22 protein-coding genes and 1 tRNA gene are annotated in these 22,081 nt (G+C 51.4%); 10 read left to right on the forward strand and 13 right to left on the reverse strand.

The window, feature by feature from the left end; translation table 11 throughout:
• Positions 1–33: 33 nt before the first annotated feature.
• Entirely contained in the window at positions 34–939 is a 906-nt protein-coding gene (locus tag KNP68_RS12105) for a GGDEF domain-containing protein (protein WP_214713670.1), read from the reverse strand.
• A 232-nt stretch (positions 940–1,171) separates the two neighbouring features.
• The gene (cls, locus tag KNP68_RS12110) at positions 1,172–2,629 is read right to left on the reverse strand and encodes a cardiolipin synthase (protein ID WP_214799730.1); all 1,458 of its coding nucleotides are present in this window, start codon (positions 2,627–2,629) and stop codon (positions 1,172–1,174) included.
• A gap of 95 nt (positions 2,630–2,724) precedes the next feature.
• Between cls and KNP68_RS12115 the strand changes: the two genes are divergently transcribed.
• From KNP68_RS12115 to KNP68_RS12130, 4 genes are all read left to right on the forward strand, one after another.
• Positions 2,725–3,150, forward strand: a complete 426-nt coding sequence (locus KNP68_RS12115; RefSeq protein WP_214755917.1) for an OsmC family protein — start codon at positions 2,725–2,727, stop codon at positions 3,148–3,150.
• A gap of 79 nt (positions 3,151–3,229) precedes the next feature.
• Positions 3,230–3,718 carry a GNAT family N-acetyltransferase gene (locus KNP68_RS12120; protein ID WP_214713666.1) on the forward strand — a complete coding sequence of 163 codons (489 nt, stop codon included), beginning with the start codon at positions 3,230–3,232 and terminating at the stop codon, positions 3,716–3,718.
• 59 nt (positions 3,719–3,777) lie between these two features.
• Positions 3,778–4,776, forward strand: a complete 999-nt coding sequence (locus tag KNP68_RS12125; RefSeq protein ID WP_214755919.1) for a Gfo/Idh/MocA family oxidoreductase — start codon at positions 3,778–3,780, stop codon at positions 4,774–4,776.
• A 231-nt stretch (positions 4,777–5,007) separates the two neighbouring features.
• Complete coding sequence (locus tag KNP68_RS12130) at positions 5,008–6,054, forward strand: lipid II:glycine glycyltransferase FemX (RefSeq protein WP_214799732.1); 1,047 nt, start codon at positions 5,008–5,010, stop codon at positions 6,052–6,054.
• A 40-nt stretch (positions 6,055–6,094) separates the two neighbouring features.
• Here KNP68_RS12130 and KNP68_RS12135 read toward each other — a convergent pair whose 3' ends face one another.
• Positions 6,095–7,129, reverse strand: coding sequence for a PTS sugar transporter subunit IIC (locus tag KNP68_RS12135; protein WP_214799734.1), 1,035 nt, complete (start codon positions 7,127–7,129; stop codon positions 6,095–6,097).
• 252 nt (positions 7,130–7,381) lie between these two features.
• On the opposite strand from KNP68_RS12135, the gene KNP68_RS12140 reads away from it, so the two are divergent.
• On the forward strand, positions 7,382–10,045 hold the full coding sequence (locus tag KNP68_RS12140; RefSeq protein ID WP_214799736.1) for a cation-transporting P-type ATPase: 2,664 nt from the start codon (positions 7,382–7,384) through the stop codon (positions 10,043–10,045).
• A 56-nt stretch (positions 10,046–10,101) separates the two neighbouring features.
• Positions 10,102–10,236, forward strand: a complete 135-nt coding sequence (locus KNP68_RS15255; RefSeq protein ID WP_021067349.1) for a hypothetical protein — start codon at positions 10,102–10,104, stop codon at positions 10,234–10,236.
• Positions 10,237–10,308: 72 nt separating this feature from the next.
• On the opposite strand, the gene KNP68_RS12145 is transcribed toward KNP68_RS15255, so the two are convergent.
• The 3 genes from KNP68_RS12145 to KNP68_RS12155 form a co-directional block, all read right to left on the reverse strand.
• A complete protein-coding gene (locus KNP68_RS12145; RefSeq protein ID WP_021067350.1) occupies positions 10,309–10,581 on the reverse strand; it encodes a hypothetical protein in 273 nt (90 codons plus the stop codon).
• Between the two features lie 123 nt (positions 10,582–10,704).
• Positions 10,705–11,337 (reverse strand): hypothetical protein, encoded by a 633-nt coding sequence (locus tag KNP68_RS12150; RefSeq protein WP_029595552.1) that lies wholly within the window; start codon positions 11,335–11,337, stop codon positions 10,705–10,707.
• Between the two features lie 87 nt (positions 11,338–11,424).
• Positions 11,425–11,781, reverse strand: a complete 357-nt coding sequence (locus KNP68_RS12155) for a PilZ domain-containing protein (RefSeq protein ID WP_214755923.1) — start codon at positions 11,779–11,781, stop codon at positions 11,425–11,427.
• Positions 11,782–11,926: 145 nt separating this feature from the next.
• Here KNP68_RS12155 and KNP68_RS12160 point away from each other — a divergent pair, with 145 nt between their 5' ends.
• Positions 11,927–12,175, forward strand: coding sequence for a hypothetical protein (locus tag KNP68_RS12160; RefSeq protein WP_029595550.1), 249 nt, complete (start codon positions 11,927–11,929; stop codon positions 12,173–12,175).
• Positions 12,176–12,206: 31 nt separating this feature from the next.
• On the opposite strand, the gene KNP68_RS12165 is transcribed toward KNP68_RS12160, so the two are convergent.
• The 7 genes from KNP68_RS12165 to KNP68_RS12195 all read right to left on the reverse strand — a co-directional run bounded on the left by KNP68_RS12165 (position 12,207) and on the right by KNP68_RS12195 (position 19,357).
• On the reverse strand, positions 12,207–12,902 hold the full coding sequence (locus KNP68_RS12165) for a queuosine precursor transporter (RefSeq protein WP_021067354.1): 696 nt from the start codon (positions 12,900–12,902) through the stop codon (positions 12,207–12,209).
• 149 nt (positions 12,903–13,051) lie between these two features.
• Complete coding sequence (locus KNP68_RS12170; RefSeq protein ID WP_214799737.1) at positions 13,052–13,612, reverse strand: putative periplasmic lipoprotein; 561 nt, start codon at positions 13,610–13,612, stop codon at positions 13,052–13,054.
• A 340-nt stretch (positions 13,613–13,952) separates the two neighbouring features.
• Complete coding sequence (locus KNP68_RS12175; protein ID WP_214799739.1) at positions 13,953–14,963, reverse strand: Rv1352/Rv1906c domain-containing protein; 1,011 nt, start codon at positions 14,961–14,963, stop codon at positions 13,953–13,955.
• A 560-nt stretch (positions 14,964–15,523) separates the two neighbouring features.
• Positions 15,524–15,594: transfer RNA gene (locus KNP68_RS12180), tRNA-Thr, on the reverse strand.
• A gap of 110 nt (positions 15,595–15,704) precedes the next feature.
• Positions 15,705–18,077 carry an immune inhibitor A domain-containing protein gene (locus KNP68_RS12185; protein WP_214799741.1) on the reverse strand — a complete coding sequence of 791 codons (2,373 nt, stop codon included), beginning with the start codon at positions 18,075–18,077 and terminating at the stop codon, positions 15,705–15,707.
• 144 nt (positions 18,078–18,221) lie between these two features.
• Positions 18,222–19,007, reverse strand: coding sequence for a class I SAM-dependent methyltransferase (locus KNP68_RS12190; RefSeq protein ID WP_214799744.1), 786 nt, complete (start codon positions 19,005–19,007; stop codon positions 18,222–18,224).
• Between the two features lie 38 nt (positions 19,008–19,045).
• Entirely contained in the window at positions 19,046–19,357 is a 312-nt protein-coding gene (locus KNP68_RS12195; protein WP_021067357.1) for a hypothetical protein, read from the reverse strand.
• Positions 19,358–19,537: 180 nt separating this feature from the next.
• Between KNP68_RS12195 and KNP68_RS12200 the strand changes: the two genes are divergently transcribed.
• From KNP68_RS12200 to KNP68_RS12210, 3 genes are all read left to right on the forward strand, one after another.
• Positions 19,538–20,401 (forward strand): cation diffusion facilitator family transporter, encoded by an 864-nt coding sequence (locus tag KNP68_RS12200; RefSeq protein WP_214799746.1) that lies wholly within the window; start codon positions 19,538–19,540, stop codon positions 20,399–20,401.
• An 86-nt stretch (positions 20,402–20,487) separates the two neighbouring features.
• Complete coding sequence (locus KNP68_RS12205) at positions 20,488–20,964, forward strand: GNAT family N-acetyltransferase (RefSeq protein ID WP_021067359.1); 477 nt, start codon at positions 20,488–20,490, stop codon at positions 20,962–20,964.
• Between the two features lie 47 nt (positions 20,965–21,011).
• Complete coding sequence (locus KNP68_RS12210; RefSeq protein ID WP_214799748.1) at positions 21,012–21,998, forward strand: LacI family DNA-binding transcriptional regulator; 987 nt, start codon at positions 21,012–21,014, stop codon at positions 21,996–21,998.
• Positions 21,999–22,081 lie beyond the last annotated feature (83 nt).

Consider the following 22,081-nt stretch of genomic DNA (forward strand, 5'->3'; position numbering starts at 1 on the left):
CTGCGGCATCCTCTTTTTGGTGGCATCAGTTAGTTAACGTTTGCTCGACACTTGATTGCGGCCGCGGTTTTTGGCGACATAAAGCGCCTCGTCTGCGTCTTGGAGTGCCTGCTCGACCGTCTTTCCGCCTTCGAGCGAACTGACGCCGAACGAGCATGTAACGCGCGGGACGGGACCGAACGGCTCGGCGTTAATCTTTTGCCGGAGCTTATCCGCGAGCTGAACGCCATCGGCGAGTGTCGACTGCGGGGCGACGATTAAAAATTCCTCACCACCCCAGCGGCCGATCGAGTCCGACTTGCGGATGTTGCGCCTGAGTAGTTGGGCGATCGAACGTAAGACGAGGTCTCCGGTCGGATGGCCGAACGTATCGTTGACAAGTTTGAAGTAGTCGATATCGAGCATGATGACAGCGGCGGGTGCCCGCTTGTCGACGGTCTCCTGAGCCGTCGTCGAGAGAACATCCCCGACTTTCTTCCGATTGTATAGTTCCGTCAGCGGATCGAGCGAAGACAAGTGTTCCATCCGCTCTTCATAGCGACGTTGTTCCGTCGCGTCTTCTAAAATACCGACACCGCCGTCGAGTTTTCCATCTGCTGAAAAACTCGGGGACATCGTCGTCCGGATGAAGCGAGGTTGCCGCTCCGGCGCCTTATACCAGCCGGCCAAGCGAATCGTCTCGCCGTTCAAGACGTTCCGGATGGCGCCCAAGAAGTCGAACGAGGAAGAGCTACATCGCTCGAATATTAGATTCGAGGTTGGAAGTATCCCAAGTAAATGGACAAATGATTCATTGTAGCTCACGATTTGGCCGTGCCGATCGAAGGCGAACAGGCCGATTGGAAGCTGGTCCCATGAGGAAGGATCGGGTTTCGTGGTGTGCGTGTCATGATGAGTCCGTTCTTGATCAGCCATTGTATGACATATGCGTGAACGCATACTTCCTCCTTTCCTAACCGTAGCGATAGTGTAGGACGTTCGTACTGATACTTTATACCCTAAATTGGGAAAGAACTAGCGAGTATTCTTTTAAAAGCTAACAAAATTTAGAATATGACGAGGAACCGTCATAGCTTGTTGTGAGGTAAACGTTCACCTTCGACCCAACAAAATCGCCCCGTCATGTCGATGGCTAATCCGACACAACAGGGCGACTCCATAAAAATAGACGTTATAAGATCGGACTGAGCAATCGTGACACGCCTTCGCGCATCCGGACGGTCCATTTCCGGGCTGCGTAATCGTCGACCGTGTACTTGCGACTGACAGCGACGTCCGACTCAAACAATGAGGCGAGTTCGAGCGAGACTCGCTCGTCATAGATGACGGCGTTCACTTCGAAGTTCAAGCGGAAGCTACGGGCATCCAAGTTCGTCGTCCCGACGGTTGAAATCTCATGATCGACGACGAGTGTCTTGGCGTGCAGGAACCCTTGTCCGTACATATACACGTTCGCCCCATAGTCGAGCAGTTCACCGAGAAACGACAGCGACGCCCACATGACGAATGGGTGGTCGGGCTTACCGGGAATCATGATGTCCATCTTGACGCCGGACAGAAGTGCCATCTTACAGGCGTCCATGAAACTCGCATCCGGAATGAAGTAAGGCGTCTGGATGATGACGCGCTCCTTCGCCGACATAATCATTTTAATCATCATGTTTTTCAAATGTTCCGTGTCCGAGTTTGGACCACTCGTCACGATTTGCATTGGAGACATATCCTTAATATCGTGGCGGGCGAAACAGAATGAGTTCTCCGGGTCGTGATGTTTGCTACCGGAATAGTTCCAATCGAGAATGAACCGGTGTTGCAAATGATAGACGACATCCCCCTCGACACGGAGATGCGTATCGCGCCAGTAACCAAACTTCTCGACGAGGCCGAGGTATTCGGTCCCGACGTTGAAGCCGCCGACGTAACCGATTTTACCGTCGATGATGACGACTTTCCGGTGGTTCCGGTTGTTCAACTTAAAGTTGATTAAACCGAGCGTCGGCGGGAAGAAGACACGCACCTCGCCGTTATGGGCAATCAACTCTTTGAAGTCGGAGTTGCGGAGGCTGCGCGAACCGACCGCGTCATAGAGGAGCCGCACTTTGACGCCTGCCTTGGCTCGTTCAATCAGTTCATGGATCAATGCCTTTCCGAGCGCATCCCGTTGGATGATATAGTACTGGATGTTGATTTCCGTCTCGGCGCTCCGAATATCGTCCATGAGCGCTTTGAACTTTTGTTCCCCGTCGTGCATGATGGCAGATTTGTTGTAGACACTAATCAAAGATTTTGAGGAGCGTAAGTTCATCTCGAGCAGTTGCTCGTACTTCTCGAATAACGGTTGAGCAATCATCGTCTCTTTCCGGCGAATCTGCTCGATTTGACTGTCGACTTGAAGGGCGTGGAACGAGCGCTCTTCGACGCTCAAGTTGAAGAAGTTATCTTTCTTTAACTGACGTCCGAGAAACATGTAGACGATGAACCCTAGGATTGGTAAGAAAAATAAAACGAGCAGCCATGCCCACGTCGCCCCGACGTCACGGCGCTCCGCGAATATGACGGCTAATGCGAACAATAAATTCAATCCGAGGACGATATACAGTCCCCAACTAATAATGACCGACCAATCCATGCGACCAACTCCCTAAACGACAATTTCACTGCATAGATTAATAATACCTCATTCAAGGGAATAGTAAGCTATCGAAACATAAGGAGGAGACAGAGATGCATTTACAAGTGAATTGGAAACAAGGGATGGCGTTCCAGACGACGACGCCGTCGGGGCATGATGTGACGCTCGACGCCGGGGAGGAAGTCGGTGGTCTCAACACCGGTCCACGGCCGACCGAGATGCTCCTGCAGGCGACGGCGGCCTGTACAGGCATCGATATCGTCTCGATTCTGCATAAGATGCGTTTGCCGCTCGAGCGGTTCGAGATGAAAATCGACGGCGTCCGGGCGACGGAACATCCGAAGAAGTTCACAGCGATTCATATCTTGTACGTCCTTGACGGGGATATGCCGGAAGAACGGGTCCGCCGTGCCATCGAGTTGTCGGTCGACCGCTATTGTTCCGTATCGCACAGTCTGAACGCGACAATGACGTACAGCTATCAATTGAACGGCGGCGAGGTCGTCCCGTTCACATGATGTGAGCAAGATGGTTGAAACGAGTCGAAATGGTCCGTTATATTTGTATTTCAAATACTGCAATACAAAGGAGGACGTTATGATTCGACTCGCGACGAAACGCGATGCCAAGCACATCGCGGACCTAATCGAACAACGAGCCGTAGCGCTAAAACAACAAGGTAGCGACCAATGGACGGAATATTTGGAGCAGGACCTCATGGATCGGGTGCAGACGGACATCACCTCGGGACACGTTTACGTGTACGAGCAAGACGAATCGGTATTGGCCTCGATCGCCTTACTTCCGGCAGATGACTGGGATCACAATTTATGGGAAGATGGCGAACGCGGTCAATACATCCATCGAATCGTCGTCAGCGAACGGTTAAAAGGCCAAGGCGTCGGTCAACAACTGATGGAGCACGTCTTGCGTGAGGCCGACACACATGAACCGATTCGACTCGACTGTGTGGCCGACAATGCGTTCTTGAATAGTTATTATCCACGGTTTGGCTTCGTCTTCGTGGACTCACGGGACGGATACAACACGTTCGAATACAATATGGATGAGAGTGTCAGTGCATAAGGGGTCAACCAACCCCTTTTTTTGGTATACTGAAAAGCGAATTGATGGGAGGAAACAAAATGATTCATACAATACTTGTCGGTTTCGGCTTCTCCGCGACGACATTCCATTTACCCTTTTTACAGGAACTCGATGACTTCCAAATCGATGGTGTCGTCTCTTCACGCCCTGAGGATGTACAAGCCGTACTCGGTGACGTCTCGGTGTACGCGACGTTAGACGAGGCACTTGCGACAGACGCTTCGTTGTTCGTCATCACGACACCATCCCATTTACATAAGGATATGGTCGAACATTGCCTGACAGCAGGCAAAGACGTGCTCGTCGAGAAACCGGCGTTCGTGACGACCGAGGAAGGGGAGGAGTTACTCCGACTGGAACAGGCAAGTGACGGCATCGTCAACGTGTTCCATAATCGGCGGATGGACGGAGACTTCTTGACCGTCAAACGGCTGCTGGAAGAACGACGCCTCGGCGATTGGAAAGTGCTCGAGTCCCGGTTCGATCGGTTCCGTCCGATCGTCCGTGACCGTTGGCGCGAGAACGCGGGGCCGGGCGCCGGAATTTTATTCGACCTCGGCAGTCATTTGATCGACCAAGCACTCGTCTTGTTCGGGGCGCCGGACAAGGTATCGGCCGATGTCATGGTACAACGTGACGGGGGTCAGTCCGATGATGGTTTCCATGTGACGTTGCATTATGGAGAGAAGCGGGTCTATCTTCGCTCGAACCCGTTCATCGCCATCGAGGCGCCGCGGTTCGAAGTGCACGGGACGGAAGGCAGCTTCCTCAAATTCGGGCTCGATCCACAGGAGGCGTGTCTCCGGAACGGAGAGGTCAGATGCCCCGACCGTGAGACCGGAGCGGTCGTCACGGATTCGGAAACGACGATTGACATCGAACCGGGCGGCTATGTGACATTCTATCAAGCGCTCTCGGATAGCTATACGACGCGACGTCCGCTCGTCCCACTTGATGACGCGCTTTTGACGACACGCGTCATCGAGACGGCCCGTGAGTCGTCCCGTTCCCAACGTGTCCTCGACTTCAACTCATAATTTTGTAGGACGACCTGCCGTGTTCGGCACGGTCGTCTTTTTCCGTAATTTAAAAGAAATCATGATGATTTTATTGTGAATGAACAAACTCGCTTCATGTTTGTTAACAACAAAAAGCTATCCGTCTCTTTCAAATAGTCAGCGGTGAATGGGAACAAGACATTAGGAAACGACTTCAGACTGTCCTGTCACGCTTCGAACCAATGACGAACTTTAGGAAGAGGGGAACGGATGATGTTCAATCAAATCGTGAAACACCGTTGGGAGTGGGAGAACTGGTTGCGGGAGGTCAACTGTGATTCGTATGACCATTACGACTATGTGTTGGCCAACTGTGAACCGGGCGAGCAGCCTGAGTTGTATATTGCGGCCAAAGAGGACGGCATCTTGTTGTATCCATACATCCGTCGTCCAATTGCACATCGTCATGATGACCTCGTGACGGCGTATGGTTATGGCGGCCCGTTCCGTGAAGGCAACTTTTCGAACGAGGACGTCGCAGAGGCTAGACGTCTCTTTTTAAAACGTCCTGAGAATCAAGCCACGGTTACTGAGACGATTCGATATCATCCTTGCCGCTTCGACCATGATTTGATGTGTGCCTTCGGCCAAGCCGTCCCGATTCGTCAAACGGTGCACGTCCGGCTCGATGACCCGTTCGACCAACTCGAGCAACGCTTCAGTAAAATGACGAAACGAAACGTGAAGCGGGCTATCCGTGAACAAGTGACGGCGGTACAAGGGCAGACCCATGAACTATGTGAATTCATCCGGCTTTATCGGGCGACGATGGACCGTCGAGCAGCGAACGAGGCGTACTATTTCTCGGACCGATACTTCGAGGACCTGTGGAACAGCGATACATGCGAAACGGAGCTGTTATTCGCTGTCCATGAGGGCGTCATCGTGGCAGGCGTGTTCATGTTGTTCGGGGACGATGGGGCGCATTATCATCTCGGAGGCTCGGACGCGAACTACTTGGCGCTGCGACCGAACCATTTCTTGTTCCGCGAGATGATCCGCCGCGCGGCCGAGAAAGAGAAAGCATACGTACATCTCGGTGGCGGAGCGACCGGGGAAGATGCGCTCTATGACTTCAAGCAGAGCTTCTCAGGGGATGAGCCGCTCACATACTATATCGGACAGTCCGTGCTCGATGAGGCGGTTTACCACCGGTTGAATCAAGACCATTTGCTCCGCTACGGACCATCTGATTTCTTTCCACTCTATCGGACACCGGTTGAAGAGACGGTCGCCGAGGTGCAAGCAGAACGATAACAAAAGGTTCTCACTCGAGATGGAGTGAGAACCTTTCATATTAAGCGGCCTCTTCGTCGGGAGCGGCCATTTTTTCAGTTTGGCGCGTGATTGGGAAGTTACGGAACAGTTTACTGCCGACGAGTCCGGCAACGATTCCGACTCCGAACAAGATGAGAGCCGTCACCGTCACGGTTTGCCAATCATTGAAGCCGTACATGACAAGCAATCCCGGAATCCCGGCAGCGGAACCTGGGGCATCGTTCACCATCCCGGTCATGGCGACGATGAGTCCGGCAATCGCACCGCCGACAAAGTTGACGCTATAGATGGGAATCGGGTTCGCCGAGATGAGGTCGGCTTGCGTGAGCGGTTCGATCGCGACCGATAGTTGGTCTTTCTTCGTTCCTATGTCCAACCGTTTGAACAGCAAAAAGTTCATCGAGATCGACGCCGTCAAGGCGAGGGCAGCGATGGCCATCGGTACGCCTGTCAAACCGAGCATCGCCGTGAGTGCCATCGAGCTAAGTGGCGACGTCGAGACGACCGTGACGATGCCACCAAGGACAAGTCCCATCACGACCGGATTCTGTGTCGCGGCGAGTTCGATGACCGCACCGATTTGTGTCAGCGTGTTCGTGACGAGCGGGTCGACGCCAGTCGCCACGAGACGGGCGAGCGGAGCCATGATGATGACGTAAAAAATCATATCGACACCGGCCGGTAAATGACGGTCTAGTTTGCGACCGGCGAGTGCGAGGATATAGCCGGCGAAAAAGCCGGGAAGAATCCCGAAGCCCGCGACCGATAGTCCGAGCATGAGCGCGTAGACCGGATTGATGCCGAGGGCGATTGATACGAGCGCGGCTGCGGCAGGGCCTGATAGCGAACCGGCTGCTTGTCCGACTTCTTCATATAAAGGAAGCGGGAGCAGACCGCCGATGGCGTAGGCGTTGAACGCCTCGACCAAGAAACTGGCGATGGCGGCACCAGCGAGGGCACCCATCGCTTTCATCCCGAACGGGGCTTTGTAGCTGAATAATGTGAATAGGGCGAGAATCAACAGTAAAAGTGCGATCCCTTGAATAATGACCATACGGTGTACCTCTTTCTCTCTGTTGTATATTTCCTCTATAGTTAACCATTCGAACGGTTCTGTAAAGCCATTTCATCCATCTGACACGACTTTTTTATATGGTAGCGTTTCCAACTCAAGAATTGGAAAATTGTGAACGGAATCGGCTGTAAAATTTACGAAAAAACAAGCTCAGATGTGTCAGTACGGTCCGGAGTGGGAAGAGAAAGGGGAACGACTTTTCATACTAGGAATGATCAAGGAGGAGTAGAGATGCAGATGGAGACAAAAAATTGGCACGCACTCGAACCGGATGAGGTAAAGAGTTCGCTCGAGACAGACACATCCAGCGGTCTGTCGAAAGGGGAAGTGTCAAGTCGACAGGAACAGTACGGGAAAAACGTGCTGCCCGAGAAAGAGAAGACACCTGAAATTATAAAATTTTTGCGTCAATTCAATGATATTCTTGTCTTTGTCTTGCTTGGTGCCGCTGTCGTCACCGGCTTTTTAGGGGAGTACATCGATACGATCGTCATCGTGCTCGTCGTGACGATTATCGCGGTCGTCGGTTACCTCCAAGAGAACAAGGCCGAGCAAGCGTTAGAAGGCATCAAAAAGTTACTCGAGACGAAAGCGAGCGTCATCCGTGACGGCAAGCAGAGCCAAGTCGACTCGAGCGACCTCGTCGTCGGGGACATCTTGGTCCTTGCCGCCGGGGACAAGGTCCCGGCTGACGCCCGTGTCATCCAGGCCGAGAAGTTCAAAGTCGAGGAATCGGCATTGACGGGAGAAGCGACGACGGTCGAGAAGAAAATTCAAGTCGTACCGGAAGACGCCGTCCTCGGAGACCGCAAGAACATGATTTATTCAGGTACGAGCGTGGCGACAGGAAGCGCGAAAGCGATCGTCACATCCATCGGAGAAGGTACGGAGCTCGGCCAAATCAACGCCTCGATTGCTGAAGTCGAGACGGTGAAGACTCCGCTCATCCGTCAGACAACAAAATTTGGTCAGACGGTATCGATTGCCATCCTCGTCATCTCGGTTGTCATTTACGCATTCGGTTACTTCGTCCGTGATTTTGACCCAATCGAGTTGATGCTGACGACGATCGGTCTTGCCGTCGCCGCGATTCCAGAAGGATTACCGGCCGTTATCTCGATCATCCTCGCGCTCGGCGTCCGAAACATGGCCGAGAAAAAAGCCATCGTCCGCAGCCTACCATCGGTCGAGACGCTCGGCGCCGTATCGGTCATCTGTACCGATAAGACCGGGACATTGACGAAAAACGAGATGACCGTCAAACAAGTCGTCACGGCCAAACACGACATCGAAGTGTCAGGGAGCGGTTATGAGCCGGACGGTGATTTGGAATTGAACGGTCAACCGTTCGATTTGGATGATGACGAGTCGATGATCGATTTGTTAACGGTCGGGAAAACGTGTAATGACGCTCAGTTGTACGAAGAAGGCGGCGAATGGGTCGTCAATGGTGACCCGACGGAAGCATGCTTGCTCACGCTCGCCGAAAAGGCGGAGCGGCCGATCGAACGTTTGGACGTCATCTCGAAGATTCCATTCGATTCGGAGTACAAATATATGGCGACGCTCGTCGATTATAAGGGCGAGCGCATGATTTTCATCAAAGGGGCGCCGGACCGCCTGTTCGATATGGCGGAAGACACGGAATTTGACCGCGCCTATTGGGATGAGAAACGAAAAGAGATTGCCGACCGCGGACAACGCGTGCTCGGCGGCGGCTTCAAGCGCGTCGACGTCTCGAAAGAGACGGTCGACCACGAAGACGTCGAGAACGGCATCACGTTCCTCGGCCTATACGGTATCGTCGATCCGCCACGTCAAGAAGCAATCGAAGCGGTCGCGGCTTGTCGTGACGCTGGGATCCGTATCAAGATGATCACCGGCGACCATAAAGACACGGCCGTCGCCATCGCGCGAGAACTCGGCATGGAAGTCGAAGGTGCCCTCGAAGGGAAAGAATTGACGAACATGTCCGACGAAGAAATCAAAGAGGCGTCGGTTCACAATGACGTCTTCGCCCGGACGAGCCCGAACGATAAACTTCGTCTCGTCAAAGGGTTGCAACAGAACGGCTTAATCACGTCGATGACCGGAGACGGCGTCAATGACGCACCGGCCTTGAAACGGGCCGACATCGGGGTCGCGATGGGGATTAAAGGAACGGAAGTCGCGAAAGAGGCCTCGCAGATGGTCCTCGTCGATGACAACTTCAAGACGATTTACAACGCCGTCCGTGAAGGACGCCGTGTCTACGATAACTTGAAGAAGACGATTTTGTTCTTGCTCCCGACAAACGGTGGACAAGCACTTCTCGTCGCCATGAGTATCTTGCTTGGCGCAGCGGCACCACTCAGCCCGGTTCAAATCCTCTGGGTCAACATGGTCGTCGCCATCACGCTCTCACTCGCCATTGCGTTCGAGCCGCTCGAAGAAAGCACGATGAAACGGCCGCCGCGCCCTGCGAACGTACCGTTGTTAAGTCGCTACTACGTCTTCCGCATCACGTTCGTCTCGATTTTAATCGGGGGCGGTAGTTTAATTATCAACTATATGCTCGGTGATTTCGATTACTCGACCGATAAGTTGCAGACGATCACGCTCAATACGATCGTCATGGCGCAACTGTTCCACTTGTTCAACTGTCGGACCGAGCTCGCGCCAGCGTTCAACCGTCACTTCTTCGACAATAAAATCGCCTTTGTCGTCTCGGCACTACTGATCGGGCTCCAGTTGTTCATCACCTACGTCCCGTTCATGCATACGTTGTTCGGTACGGCACCGCTCGAGCTGCAAGACTGGATTTATCCGGTCGCGTTCGGTCTCATCGTCTTTGTCATCGTCGAAATCGAGAAAGCCATCTCACGTCGTGTCATCGGTAACAAAGACATACACTAATGTTTTAGTGAAGACGGAATGTGGAATTAATGCATTATGCAGAGGAGGGATGCTCAATGAAACGTGATGAATCACAACCTGGGGTACACCCAGATCCAGTCCCGGATGAAGAGTCAGATCCGGCCACTAAACCGGCACCGACCCAACATCCAGATCCAGACCCGGAACAGGACAATGACGACTCAAACTAAGGACGCCGATGCTTGATCGGCGATTCATACAAAAAGGGATTTCCGATCAATGTCGGAAATCCCTTTTTGCTGTTATTTCTTCGGTGCCGGGCTGCGATACTCGGTCATCTTGTCGAATTCTTTCTCATTGAAATACTCGACGACGACGAAATCGCCGACCGGGCATTCCCAACGGTCTTTGGCGATTTGACACTCTTTCAGTGTCACTTTCTGGTCGTACATATCAAGCTCGAGCGTGTCCTTCAAAAACTGATCGACTTGTTTGTCGTTAATTTTGAAGTATTCGCTCAAGATGATGTCTTCGCCTCTGTCGTTCGTATGCGTCATCACTTTAAAAAATCTCATTGGTGTACCTTCTTTCGTCTGTAAGCTGAATTCTCAGTATAAAGGAGCTGGCCTGATTTGGGAACCGTCATCCCGGTTTCCATAGAGATGCCCCTTCCGTGTTGAATGTGAAAGGGGCTCGTCTCATTTTAATTTGTGGCGGTTCGGTGGTGCCTCGTTGAACGGTTGTTTATGGCGAATGATTAGCCAGAACAACAAACCGAACAAGGGGATATAAGGCAGAGGCCACAAACTCATCTTGTAGCGCTTGGCATCCCGATTCATCAACGTGATTTGGATGAAGGCGAGCAAGAAGAAATCGACCGTCATCGTCCGGACGAACTGGTTCTGTTCGACGTAAGACCAATACTCGGCCACGTTCCCGGTCGTTGAGGCGGCGATGAACAAGCCGATCGTGACGAGCAAGAGCAGCACCCCGAGCAGTCGCGTCGGGAGCGGCTTAATCGGTGTCGGATAAGGCGACTGCCGCGCGAACGCCAAGTACGGGGCGATGATGAAGCCGCCGACGACGAAACCGGTCGCTGCCGGTAAGAGCGGGTTCGGGCGCAACTGGTTCACCTCGGACCAAAGAAGCGGGAACAAGGCGAGCGGATAGACGCCTAGGATGCTGAAAAGGGAAAGCGAATATCCTTCATAGGCGTCCGTGTTATACGTGATGAAATCGAGCAAAAACCGGCTCGAGAACGGTTCATTCGGGCCGAGGAGCGCGATCGCGATCGCGGCGGCCCACGGAATGAGTAAAAACTTTCTAGTCATGCCCTACACCTCGAGTCTGTCTCTGTTTCCATTAGTATACCCCGGAATCAAGCGAACAAAAAATGAGAAGTGTCAATCGACACGTTCTCATTGGTTTTCACGAGCATACGCTTTAATCATCGTCACGAGTTGCTGGGTCTCGTCTGAGTCTGATTCGAGTCGGATCCCGTAATCATATTGGCTTCCCATTTGTCCGCGGTGGCGGACGTGACCTGTCAGATCGATCGGTTGAATCAACGGGACGAGGTCGAGTTTGACTTGGACTTTCAGCCCTTCTGAAAGTGGGAATAAGTAGTCGCACCGCATCTTCAGACCGTGGGCACTGATATTGAGCAGTTGTGCTTCCCCGTCATGCAGTTCTTTGTCTTCCCAAATGAGGCGATATGGGATGAAGCGGGGATTCGGTAAAATATAGCGAAACGTTTCTTGTCGTCGATAGCGCATCGGTTCACCTCATTTCTCTACCTAGATTATCGGCTATTTGTGGCGATTCGTGAAGGGGGGAGCCACCAAAATTTAGGAAGCGCGGTTTACAGAATTGCAAACGCTTTCTATAATAGAAAGACAGAGTTGGTGAAGGAGGGATCGTATGAATGTCAAGGACTTACTCCGACGCTATTCGATCGACGAACCAATCATCTACGCGAAAAATCTACACGGGCAGTGGGTCAAAATCGAGCAACTGCCGCCCTACACCATACTAGAGGTCGAGGCGACGGACGAGGCCATCGAGGCGCTCGCCATCGACGCGTACGTGGCACTCACCGTTTGTCGGGAGAAATCGTCGCTTGAAGATGCACGCCCTTATGCGGTGCGGCTCCATATCAAAGGAAAGTAAAAACCGCGAGCCGATGGGCTCGCGGTTTTGCTTAGGCTGCTTCTTCTTTTTCGTCGTCCTGTGGGACGGTCCGTTTCGCATAATACATGAACGGCGTCGCCATCCAAGCGATGATGAACTTGGCGACATATGTCGTGATGAAGATGTTCCACCAGATATCCCATTCCATGCCCCAGAAGGCGATCGTACAGAAAGTGAGCGTATCGATGAACTGAGAGACGACGGTCGAACCGGTCGTCCGAAGCCACAGTTTTTTCTCACCCGTCTTGGCGCGAATCTTCGAATAGATGAAGACGTCGAACAGTTGCGAGACGAGGTACGCGGCGAGACTACCGAGCGTGATGAGCGGAAGCATCGAGAACAGCGCTTCGAAGCTCTCATGCATGAACAACGCCTCTTCAAACGGCTCATAGAGCAATGCGAATTGCATGAGCACGGTCGAGACGATCAAGATGAAGAAGCCGAGCCAGACGCCTTTACGGGCGGTGTGACGACCGTATTTTTCATTCAAGATGTCTGTCGCTAAATAAAGGGAACCGTAGACGATATTCCCGAGAGTAAAGATGAAACCACCGATTACAATCTGCTGCGTCACTTGGATGTTGGCGACGACCGAGGCCATCGCAATCCAGGCGAACAGTCCGACGCGTCCGAACAGCTTGTAGCTGAGGACGAGCAGACCGAGCGTGAGCAAGGCAGAAGGAATCCATAACCATTCATTGTGCATGGGGATCGTACTCCTTCCAAATCATTCATTCTGTCAACTTTACAAGTTTATAGAGGAACGGAAACCGTGTCAAGACAGTTTCCATGACTAAACGGAAAAAGCTCTCACCATAGTTTTTGGTGAGAGCGATATATCTAGTTGGTATGCCATTATACACCACTTAGATTAATGGAGATACCTTTCATAAGCGATGACAGGTAATTCAATCGGCTGCGCGCTTCTTCCCAATATGCCCAATCGTCAGCCTCTAAAAACTGCGAGATTCCCTCGCTGACGGTTGTGAGTTCGTTTAATACGCTGGTCAGCCCTTCGCGGTCGATGCCTGACGCGTCAGATTCGACAAGGTGATCGAGCGCCGGGAGAATCTCATCAATGTCGGCACGGACGGATTCGAGCCCTTCCCGGTTACTGTCGATTTGCGCAGAGATTTCGTCGAGCGGACGATCTTCACAAGACTTCCCACAGGGGAAAATCGATTGCTCTGATTCACGCAAAGACCCGAGTGTGTCACTGCTCAGAGATTCGAGATATCCTAAAAAGATTGTGACTTCTTCTTTGGTCGGGACGGGCTCGGAGAAAGGTTGCGTCTCAGATACATCGATCACGACATGTTTAGCTTTCGGGGATGAGTCAGACGTAGGAACTGTCGTCTGTTCGGTACAGGCGGCCAATAAGGCGACGGTAGCAAGTATGATGAGGATACGTTTCATATCGAGTCTCCTTTATAGATAAGTATTTATCCATCATACCATTTATTGGAATATCAGGATGAGCGATCGACAATAAAAAAGCACTCTCTCAAGGTTTGAGAAAGTGCTTGTGTTGGTCCGTGTCACGGAATGCGTTTGATGCCTCCGACGAGAATCGAACTCGTGCTGCAGCATTACCATTTCTATTTTGGTTTTTCGTGGGAATGAGAACGCTTGAGAATTCGCGCCGTTATGCGGGTTGATGGTCTTGAATTTGTAAGAAAGTAGTTGGAAAAACTGTGAATTCGCCTGTGCATGGGCGGTAAGTGTGCACGTTACTGTGCACGATTTTTACATAACTTCATTGTTGATTCGGGACCGTGTAAACGTCTTCGGCGCGCATATTTTGCATAAGCGTGATTGCTTCATCGACCGCCGCATTGGCGTCGTCCCATGTCGCCCAATCTTCTTTCAGCATAATAGGGGTGATGAGTTCTGAGACTCGTTCAAATTCACTGGCAAGCTCGTCCCGTTGCGTAAAGTCGATATTCTCCGAACTGCCGACGGGGATAACGCGTAGGTCAATAGCGAAATCGTGAAGACTTCGTTGCAGTCCGAACATTTCGTTGTTCGCCGATTCGAGTTGCAACACCCACTCCTTACCAGGGACATCAGGGCATAGCTTTCCGCATGTTCGCGTCAAGGCAGATGCTAACTGTATCGTCTCACGTCCTTGTTCCACCGTCAGTGCGATTGCTTTGAAAAACTCAGCTTCCTGTTCCGGAGTATCAAAGAACGCATCGACAGTGTCATCGGTCGGCTCTAAAATTGAATCTTTGTCCGTTTCTTTTGGTTCAGCCACGGTAGCCTCTTTACTCATTGCGAAGGTTGCGCGTTTGACGATTAAATACTGGCCATCCTCGACACTTACATACTCTGTGGTTTCGAACATCGAGTTTCCGACCATGTCCCCATCTGGCGAAGAATCAGTCTTTACCTCATAATAGCCGTGATAATCTTCATCAGCAGCAGTGAGCTTGTACTCACCGGCGTCGATGTCTGTACCGACCTTATAAGTGCCTGGCCCAAATTCGCCATCCGCGAGTATCATTGTTTCCGTCTGGTCCGTCGCTGTTTCGACTGCCGGATCGTCTTCTTGTAAGCTGGTTGCTCCTATTAAAATGAGAATCCCAAGAACCCCAGCCGCCAAGATAATGCTCGATTGATGGACGCGACGCTTGTTTTGCTTGTGTTGGTAGACGGATTCGTCACCCTCAATGACTTTCTTGATAAAATAACTTCTCGCCATGAACGCGATTCCCGCCGTCAACATCAAGATTATGTTCAGAGCGTAATACCAGTCGACTGACATCAAAAAACACTCCCTTCTTTCATCGAGTCTATTGTAACATCATCTAAACTATGTATACCCATATTTGTTAAATGAAGTATCTAATTGTAATTAGACACCAATAAATAATATTAATGAATGATATTTTGTGAATTTTAGGAAACGTCCAAAAGTGGCTCGGAAATCGGTTATAATATCACTTGAAAGGTGGGCAAATTATGAAAGTTATATCGGCAGTGATTTTATTATGTAACTCTTTATGGATGACGATTTATTTGTATGGCGAGTATGCTGTTAGTTCCACAAAATTTAATCCTTCTTTAATAATATTTCCTGTAGCACTTTTTATACTGTCTATCATTTTCTTTTTCACTTCTAAAAAGAGCTATCAACCTAAAGAAAACAAATTGAATGATCAGTTAAAAGTTTAAAAAAGATTAGGGAATGCATCAAATGAGCAAATAAGCGTCCTTCGGGGCGTTTTTTGTCGTCTGTCAAAGTTGTTTTCACGGATAAATAAAAAGCACCTCCTGAAAGATACAGGAAGTGCTTTGAACCACTTGGTTGAGCGGTATTCTTGATGCCTCCGACGAGAATCGAACTCGTGCTGCAGCATTACCATTGCTGAGGTCTGCCACTAACCTACAGAGGCGGTTACATCTAGTATGTTACACAGTCTGTCATGAAATTTCAAGCTTTTTTAGAATAATAAGACCCCCGTCCTCCTCATGGTGAGAAGGGCGGGGGTGCGTTGAATCAAGCTTACTTCGTCCGGACCCAAACAGCTCCAGCCGAGTTGTCTTTCGCTTCGCCGACGACGTCGACGACGAGTCCGTATTGTGGAAGTTTACGGCCCGCATCTGGGATGAGCGAGTTGATGTACGTGTTGGCGTCGTTGAACTGTTTCACGCCTGGTTGAGCTTTGTAGTCATAGATGCCACGGCTCGGTGAATCGATGTACCATGGGAGCGTCTTATCTAAGCTGAACGCCGCATCTGCGATCTGGTAGCGCGTGCTGCCAGCGACTGTTTCTTGACCGTTCAAGTTGCCGATAAGGGCCTCAGGATGCGAGTCGACGACACCGAGGAAACCTTCACCCGGGTGAATCCCGACCCAGTTGTCTGAGAACGAATCATCCGCATACCAGACGACGAGACCTGTGTTGTACTTGACGCCACGGCCGTTCAAGAGACCTGTGTCTGCACCTTCATGGTTGCGCCATTCAAGGTAGTAGTAGTGAGGTTTCGTGTCATAGCCGTCCGACTTGACGAAACCGTCGAGTGTGACTTTCTCTGCGCCTTCCGCATCGTCTGCGAGAAGCGATTGACCGCCTGACGTAATCGACAAGTTGTCGAGTGCGAATCCTTCAAGGGCAAGTCCACCGTCTGTCACGTATTCGAAGACGATTTGCACGTCTTGACCCGCGAATTGAGACAAGTCGTACGATTTGTTCACCCAAGCACCGTTCGTCGATTCCGCACCGTTTCCAGTGTTGTCATCGCCGTAGACATCAAGGACGACTTCTTTGCCGCCGCTGAGTGCTTTAACGTACAAGTAGTCGTAGTCAAATTCGATATCGAAACGTGTGTCGAAAGCGAGCGTACCGTCCGCGCCGAGTTTGACCGTCGGTGTTGCGAGTTCGGTATGCAAGTTATCGCCTTTTGTCGAGTAGTAGTAATACTCGCCGAATGCTGGCTCGATGCCTTTTACTTTCTTGTCTGGAAGGTTTACTTTCAACAATCCAGGGTTCGTCGATTTCGTCACGGATTGATCGAGTTTCGAGACGAAACCTTGTTGTGTAATGTCTTCAAGATCAACTTCCGTGATGTTCGCCCAGTTGCCGCCCATCAATTTTTGGAAGTACTCTTTGTTTTGTGGCGAGAAGCTCGTCGGCTCCGTACCTGCCACTTTACCAGCCCAGCTGCCGCCACTCATGATCGACCATGATTGGACTGGTTCGCCTTGACCTGTGTACTGTGTGTCGTATTCATCTGGAAGACCGAGATCGTGACCATATTCGTGAGCGAAGACGCCGACTGCGCCGTCTTCCGGTTGAATCGTGTAATCGAATGCCGCCATTTGACCGCCCCAGTACGGGACGTCTGCTGTCGTTCCAGCTACACGGTAAGGACTGTTCCCGACGACCCAACGGTGTGACCAGACTGCGTCATCACCGAGGACACCGCCACCCGCTTCTTGGCCGGTACCGGCATGGATGATCATCAAGTGGTCGACCAAGCCGTCCGGCTCGTTGAAGTCGCCGTCACCGTCGAGGTCATATAAATCGTATTCATCATATTCGGCGAGGTCCATGCCTGAAGCGACTGCCGCGTTCAACGTGTCTTTAACGAGTTGACGCGGGCCTGGTCCGATGTTGTCATTCCCGCCAGCCGGATTGTCACCACCATAGTCTTTCGCCGTGCCTGGGACGGTCAACCAGTCAGAAACCGTGCCGTCGACCGTGTAGCTGCCGCCCGACTGCTCTTCATAATACTGTTTGAACGTTTGGACTTTTTCACCGTTGAACAGTTCGAACGACTCGTCGCCGAACATATACTGCTCGTAGTGTTCTTTACTGAAGTTGTCGCTATAAAGATAACCTTCTTCTTGGACGACGTTGTTATGTTTGAAGTCGCTATATTCGACGAGAAGGACGAGTACTTTGTCTTCACGGACGGCGCCGTTATAGCCAGCTTGCTTGGCCGGGTCGACTTTGACTTGGCCGTTCGGCTTGCCTTTCCGATAGTTCGCTTGTCCTTTTTTCGCTTTGTCGAGGAGACGTTTCGATTCTTTCTCGAATTGGTTATGTATCTTCTCTTTAGCTTCAGCGGCTTTATCGTTCAAGCCGTGCTTATGGACGTCTTTCGCATTGCCTTGCTTCTTCTCGATATAGGCATCGACGGCCTTGTGGCGCTCAGTAGCCGAAAGCCCTTTTTTGATGACGCCTCGTTTCTCGAGCGCTTTGGCGAGCCGATCCTCATCGATGATGTTGTGATCGAATGGAGCATTCGTGCTCGGGGTTGGTAGCGGTGAGGCGGCGAGTGGAGCGGCACCGACGGCCGGGATCGCACTGACGCTCATGACCGATGTCAGCGCGACGGCGAGCGTCGTGCGACGGATGGAACGTTTTTTCATTTGTACTAACCTCCTGTGAAAATAATGGGAAATTGTGTGAGCTTGAATCCAACATTAAACTTGTGTCAGATTAATGTCAATATTCAGAAAATAAGAATCGAAAAAAGAGACTTTCGTCCCGATTGGTCCTAAAGACCTAAGGGGTCAAGTCTCTAAATCGATGATGCCGTAATGAAATTTGGATGTTTTGCGAACAATCCTTGTAAAACCAAACGTTTCGAACGTCTCACTCTCAAAATGAGCCTTTAGGACAATCCGTCTGGCCGCGACACGACGGGCCTCCGTCATGAGTTCAAAAGACAGTGGATTTGTGTTGGCGAGTGAACGTAATGGGTTCAAGTGAACCGATTCTGAAATCGTCTTTTCGAACATCGGATCGAAGTAGACGACGTCGAACGAATCGTCCGGGCATGACTTCAAATAGATGAGGGCATCCGTCCAGACGACCTCGAGTCGACGCATCGCCTCATTGACCGCGTCGTGTTTCTCTTCCCAGACGGTCAAGCCTTCTTTGACGAGCATCGCGGTGACGAACTCACTCTCGAGACCGACGGCGCGACCGGTCGGACCGACGGCATGACTGAGGACGATGCTGTCCGAGCCGAGCCCGAGTGTGCAGTCGAGGACACGGTCACCTGGTTTGATTGCGGCAGCATCGACGAGCGGGTCGTTCCCACCACGTGCAAGCTGCTTGACGCGGAACACCGAGCTCGATGGATGGAAAAAGAACGGTTCATCTCCGTCGAGTGGGGTATATTCGACACGGCGCTTATCGAAGACGAGGACGCCTGTCTGGTGGCGTTGCTTTAACGTGTCGATGGAGTGTTTGCGCCGGGGGATAAAACGGACGCCGTACTTTGCTGCGTGAGCCTCGGCCCGTTCGATGGTTGCCTCGGTCGGGCGTAAACAAGTCGTAACGATATAGGTCATAGCATCTCCTTACTGAAAAAATGAGACGCGGAGGCGTCTCATTTTTTCTTGCTGAGTAAATCTGACAGTTCATCGATGAGCGCCTTATGCGAGGCGAGTTCTTTCTTCTTCTCATCATTCGGGTTGATCGGGCGTTTCGAGCGGCTTTGAAGCGCTTCGAGCGTCTCATCGATTGACGATTTGAGCGTATCACGATCTTCCGGTTTGAGCGTCACTTCATGCGGGTTTTCACCGCTTGCGTCGAGTTCTCGTAGACGAGCCATCAATTGTTTTGCTTCTCGGTTCAAATCGGCGAGTAATCTGTCAATTTGTTCCAAACGAAGCTTGATTCCATCACGTTCTGTAAACATTCGTTTCACCTCTTTTGTTGGGTAACCGTTAGGTATCTTCTCATTTACTTTACCATAATTATCGAAAGACGAAACTACCGGGAATATATTCCATTTTATTTGACTGAGGGAAACACTGTTTCTCTATGCCCACACGACATTCGACTGGTATACTGACTTAGCTAATAAGGAGGTGGTCGGATGCAGTCGACAACTCATCCACCAAAAGCGCTCAAAGGCGCCATTTTATCCATCACGACGTATTTGGTCTTATCTGTCCTAAAAGTCGTATTCGGTTATTTGTATAATTCGGAAGCCGTCCTCGCCGACGGATTCAATAACACGACCGATATCATCGCTTCAATCGCCGTCTATATCGGCATTCGCATCGCCGCGCTGCCCCGAGACGCGGAACATAAATACGGGCACGCCAAGATGGAGACACTCGCCGCACTCGTCGCATCACTGATCATGGTCGCCGTTGGGGTGTTCGTTCTATTGAACAGTATCGCCACTCTGATCGAGGGCGAATACGTGGAACCGAACCCGCTCGCGGCCGTCGTCGCGTTCGTGAGTGCGCTCGTCATGTTCGGCGTATATGCGTACAATTCGAGATTGGCCAAACAGACCCGGTCACTCGCATTGAAGGCGGCAGCGAAAGACAATCTCGCCGACGCCATGATTTCAATCGGGGCGACGCTCGGCGTCCTGTTTGCCTACTTTAAATTACCGTGGATGGATACGGTGCTCGCCGTCCTCATCGCCGGGATGATTATCCGGACGGCGATTCAAATCTTTCTCGACGCGACCCATCAGCTCTCGGACGGGTTCCCTCCGTACCTTGTCGATTCGTATGAAGAGACGATCCAACATTTCGATGCCGTCAAGGAAGTCCGTGAAATCAAAGGACGTCACCTCGGCAATCACGTCATGCTCGATGTGACGATTGCCGTCGAAGGAAGCCTCACCGTCGAGGAGGCGCACGATTTATGTGATGACATCGAGCGCGAACTCGACGAACACCATGCCGTCGATACAGTCCACATTCACATCGAACCGGTCTGATTTCGGTTATCTTTTGCGCTTCACGGCGCCGTTCGTATATAATGAGTGTGGAAAGACAATGAGATAACTGTTAAGGAGGGCACGGGATGGAAATCGTGCGTCAACCTATTCGTCAGATTGATGAGATCGAATATGAGCATTTTAAAAAATACGGTCAAAGTTCTTACGGCATGTCAGCCGAAGAGTTAAAAGGCATCTTTGTCGAGATGGGCGAAGAGCAGGTGTACTCAGCCGACGCCCATAGCTATGGGGAGGACTTCTATTACGACCTCCGTGTCGATGGTCAAGTCGTCGGAAAAGTGTTGCTCTTGAAACTGGCTCGCGTCTATCAGCTTGATTTGATGGTGTTCGACCCATTCAAAGACAAGGGTTATGCGACTGAAGGGCTTCGCCTCGCGCTCGAGCAGTCCGATTTGAAAGAAGGGCATACGGTCCGCGCCGGCATCCCGCCGACGAGTCCGCATCAGGAAGCGGTACGCCATGTCCTCGAGAAGAACGGCTTCGAGAAACGGAACGGCCTTTATTATTTAAACTTTAAAAAACGATATGTAATCAACCATTGAACTGACGGCGTCTAACGCGTCAGTTTTTTCGTATGGAGGTTTTTGAGATGAAACAAGTGACAATCAATGACATCGCCAAATTGGCCGGGGTCGCGAAAAGCACCGTTTCCCGTTACTTGAACGGGGGCTCGGTCGGACAGGCGACCCGCGACAAGATTGAGCGCGTCATCCAAGAGACGAACTATGAGCCGAACCAGTTCGCGCAAAGCTTGAAGTCGAAACAGACAAAAATGATTGGTGTCATCGTGCCGCGGCTCGATTCCTATGCCGCTTCGCGGACCATGATGGGCATCGATGAACGACTGACCGAACGCGGGTATCAAATGCTTGTCGTCAACACGGCCCAACAGACCGAACGGGAAATCGAGCAGTTGTATAACTTGGCGAAACAAAAAGTGGCCGGTATCATCTGGCTCGGGACGACCGTGACGGAGCGACACTTGCAGGCAATACAAGACATTCAAATCCCCGTCTTATTGATCGGTCAGGAACATGGACACGTTCATAGCCTCGTTTATCCCGACTTTGACGCGGCGTACGCCCTCGGAAAGCAGTTCATGGATTGGGGACATCGCGACATCATCTATGTGGGCGTCGAGGAGTACGACATCGCCGTCGGTCAAACGAGACGTGATGGTTTCTTACGCGCCTTCAACGAGGCAGGGGCGGATGTGAAGACGTACACGACGTCATTTAAAATCGATGACGCGATTCCGATTGGGGCTCAGATAGGGCATGAGCTGTCGGCGTCACTCGTCGTCTGTGCGACCGACAACATCGCACTCGGCGTGTTGAAGGGACTTGCCAACGCCGGCAAGACGGTCCCGGGCGACATCTCGGTGAGCGGATTCGGCGGCTATGATTTCACCGAAGTGCTCCATCCAGCGATCACGACGGTGCATCTTCCATACCGTCGGACAGGGTCTCGTGCGGCTGACATGATTCTCCAATTGTTAACAGGCGAAACCATCCCGATGAAAACGTTCACAACTTTTGAATTAAAACTGCGAGAAAGCGTTGACATTTTAAATTAAATCGATTACATTTGTGTTGCGGAACCGGTTCCGCAACATTTTTTATTTGTTTTTGGAACCGGTTCGATAAATGGCACGAAGCA

Origin of the sequence: Exiguobacterium sp. s50, from assembly GCF_018618175.1 — a bacterium.
In the GTDB taxonomy this organism is placed as follows: Bacteria; Bacillota; Bacilli; order Exiguobacteriales; family Exiguobacteriaceae; genus Exiguobacterium; species Exiguobacterium chiriqhucha.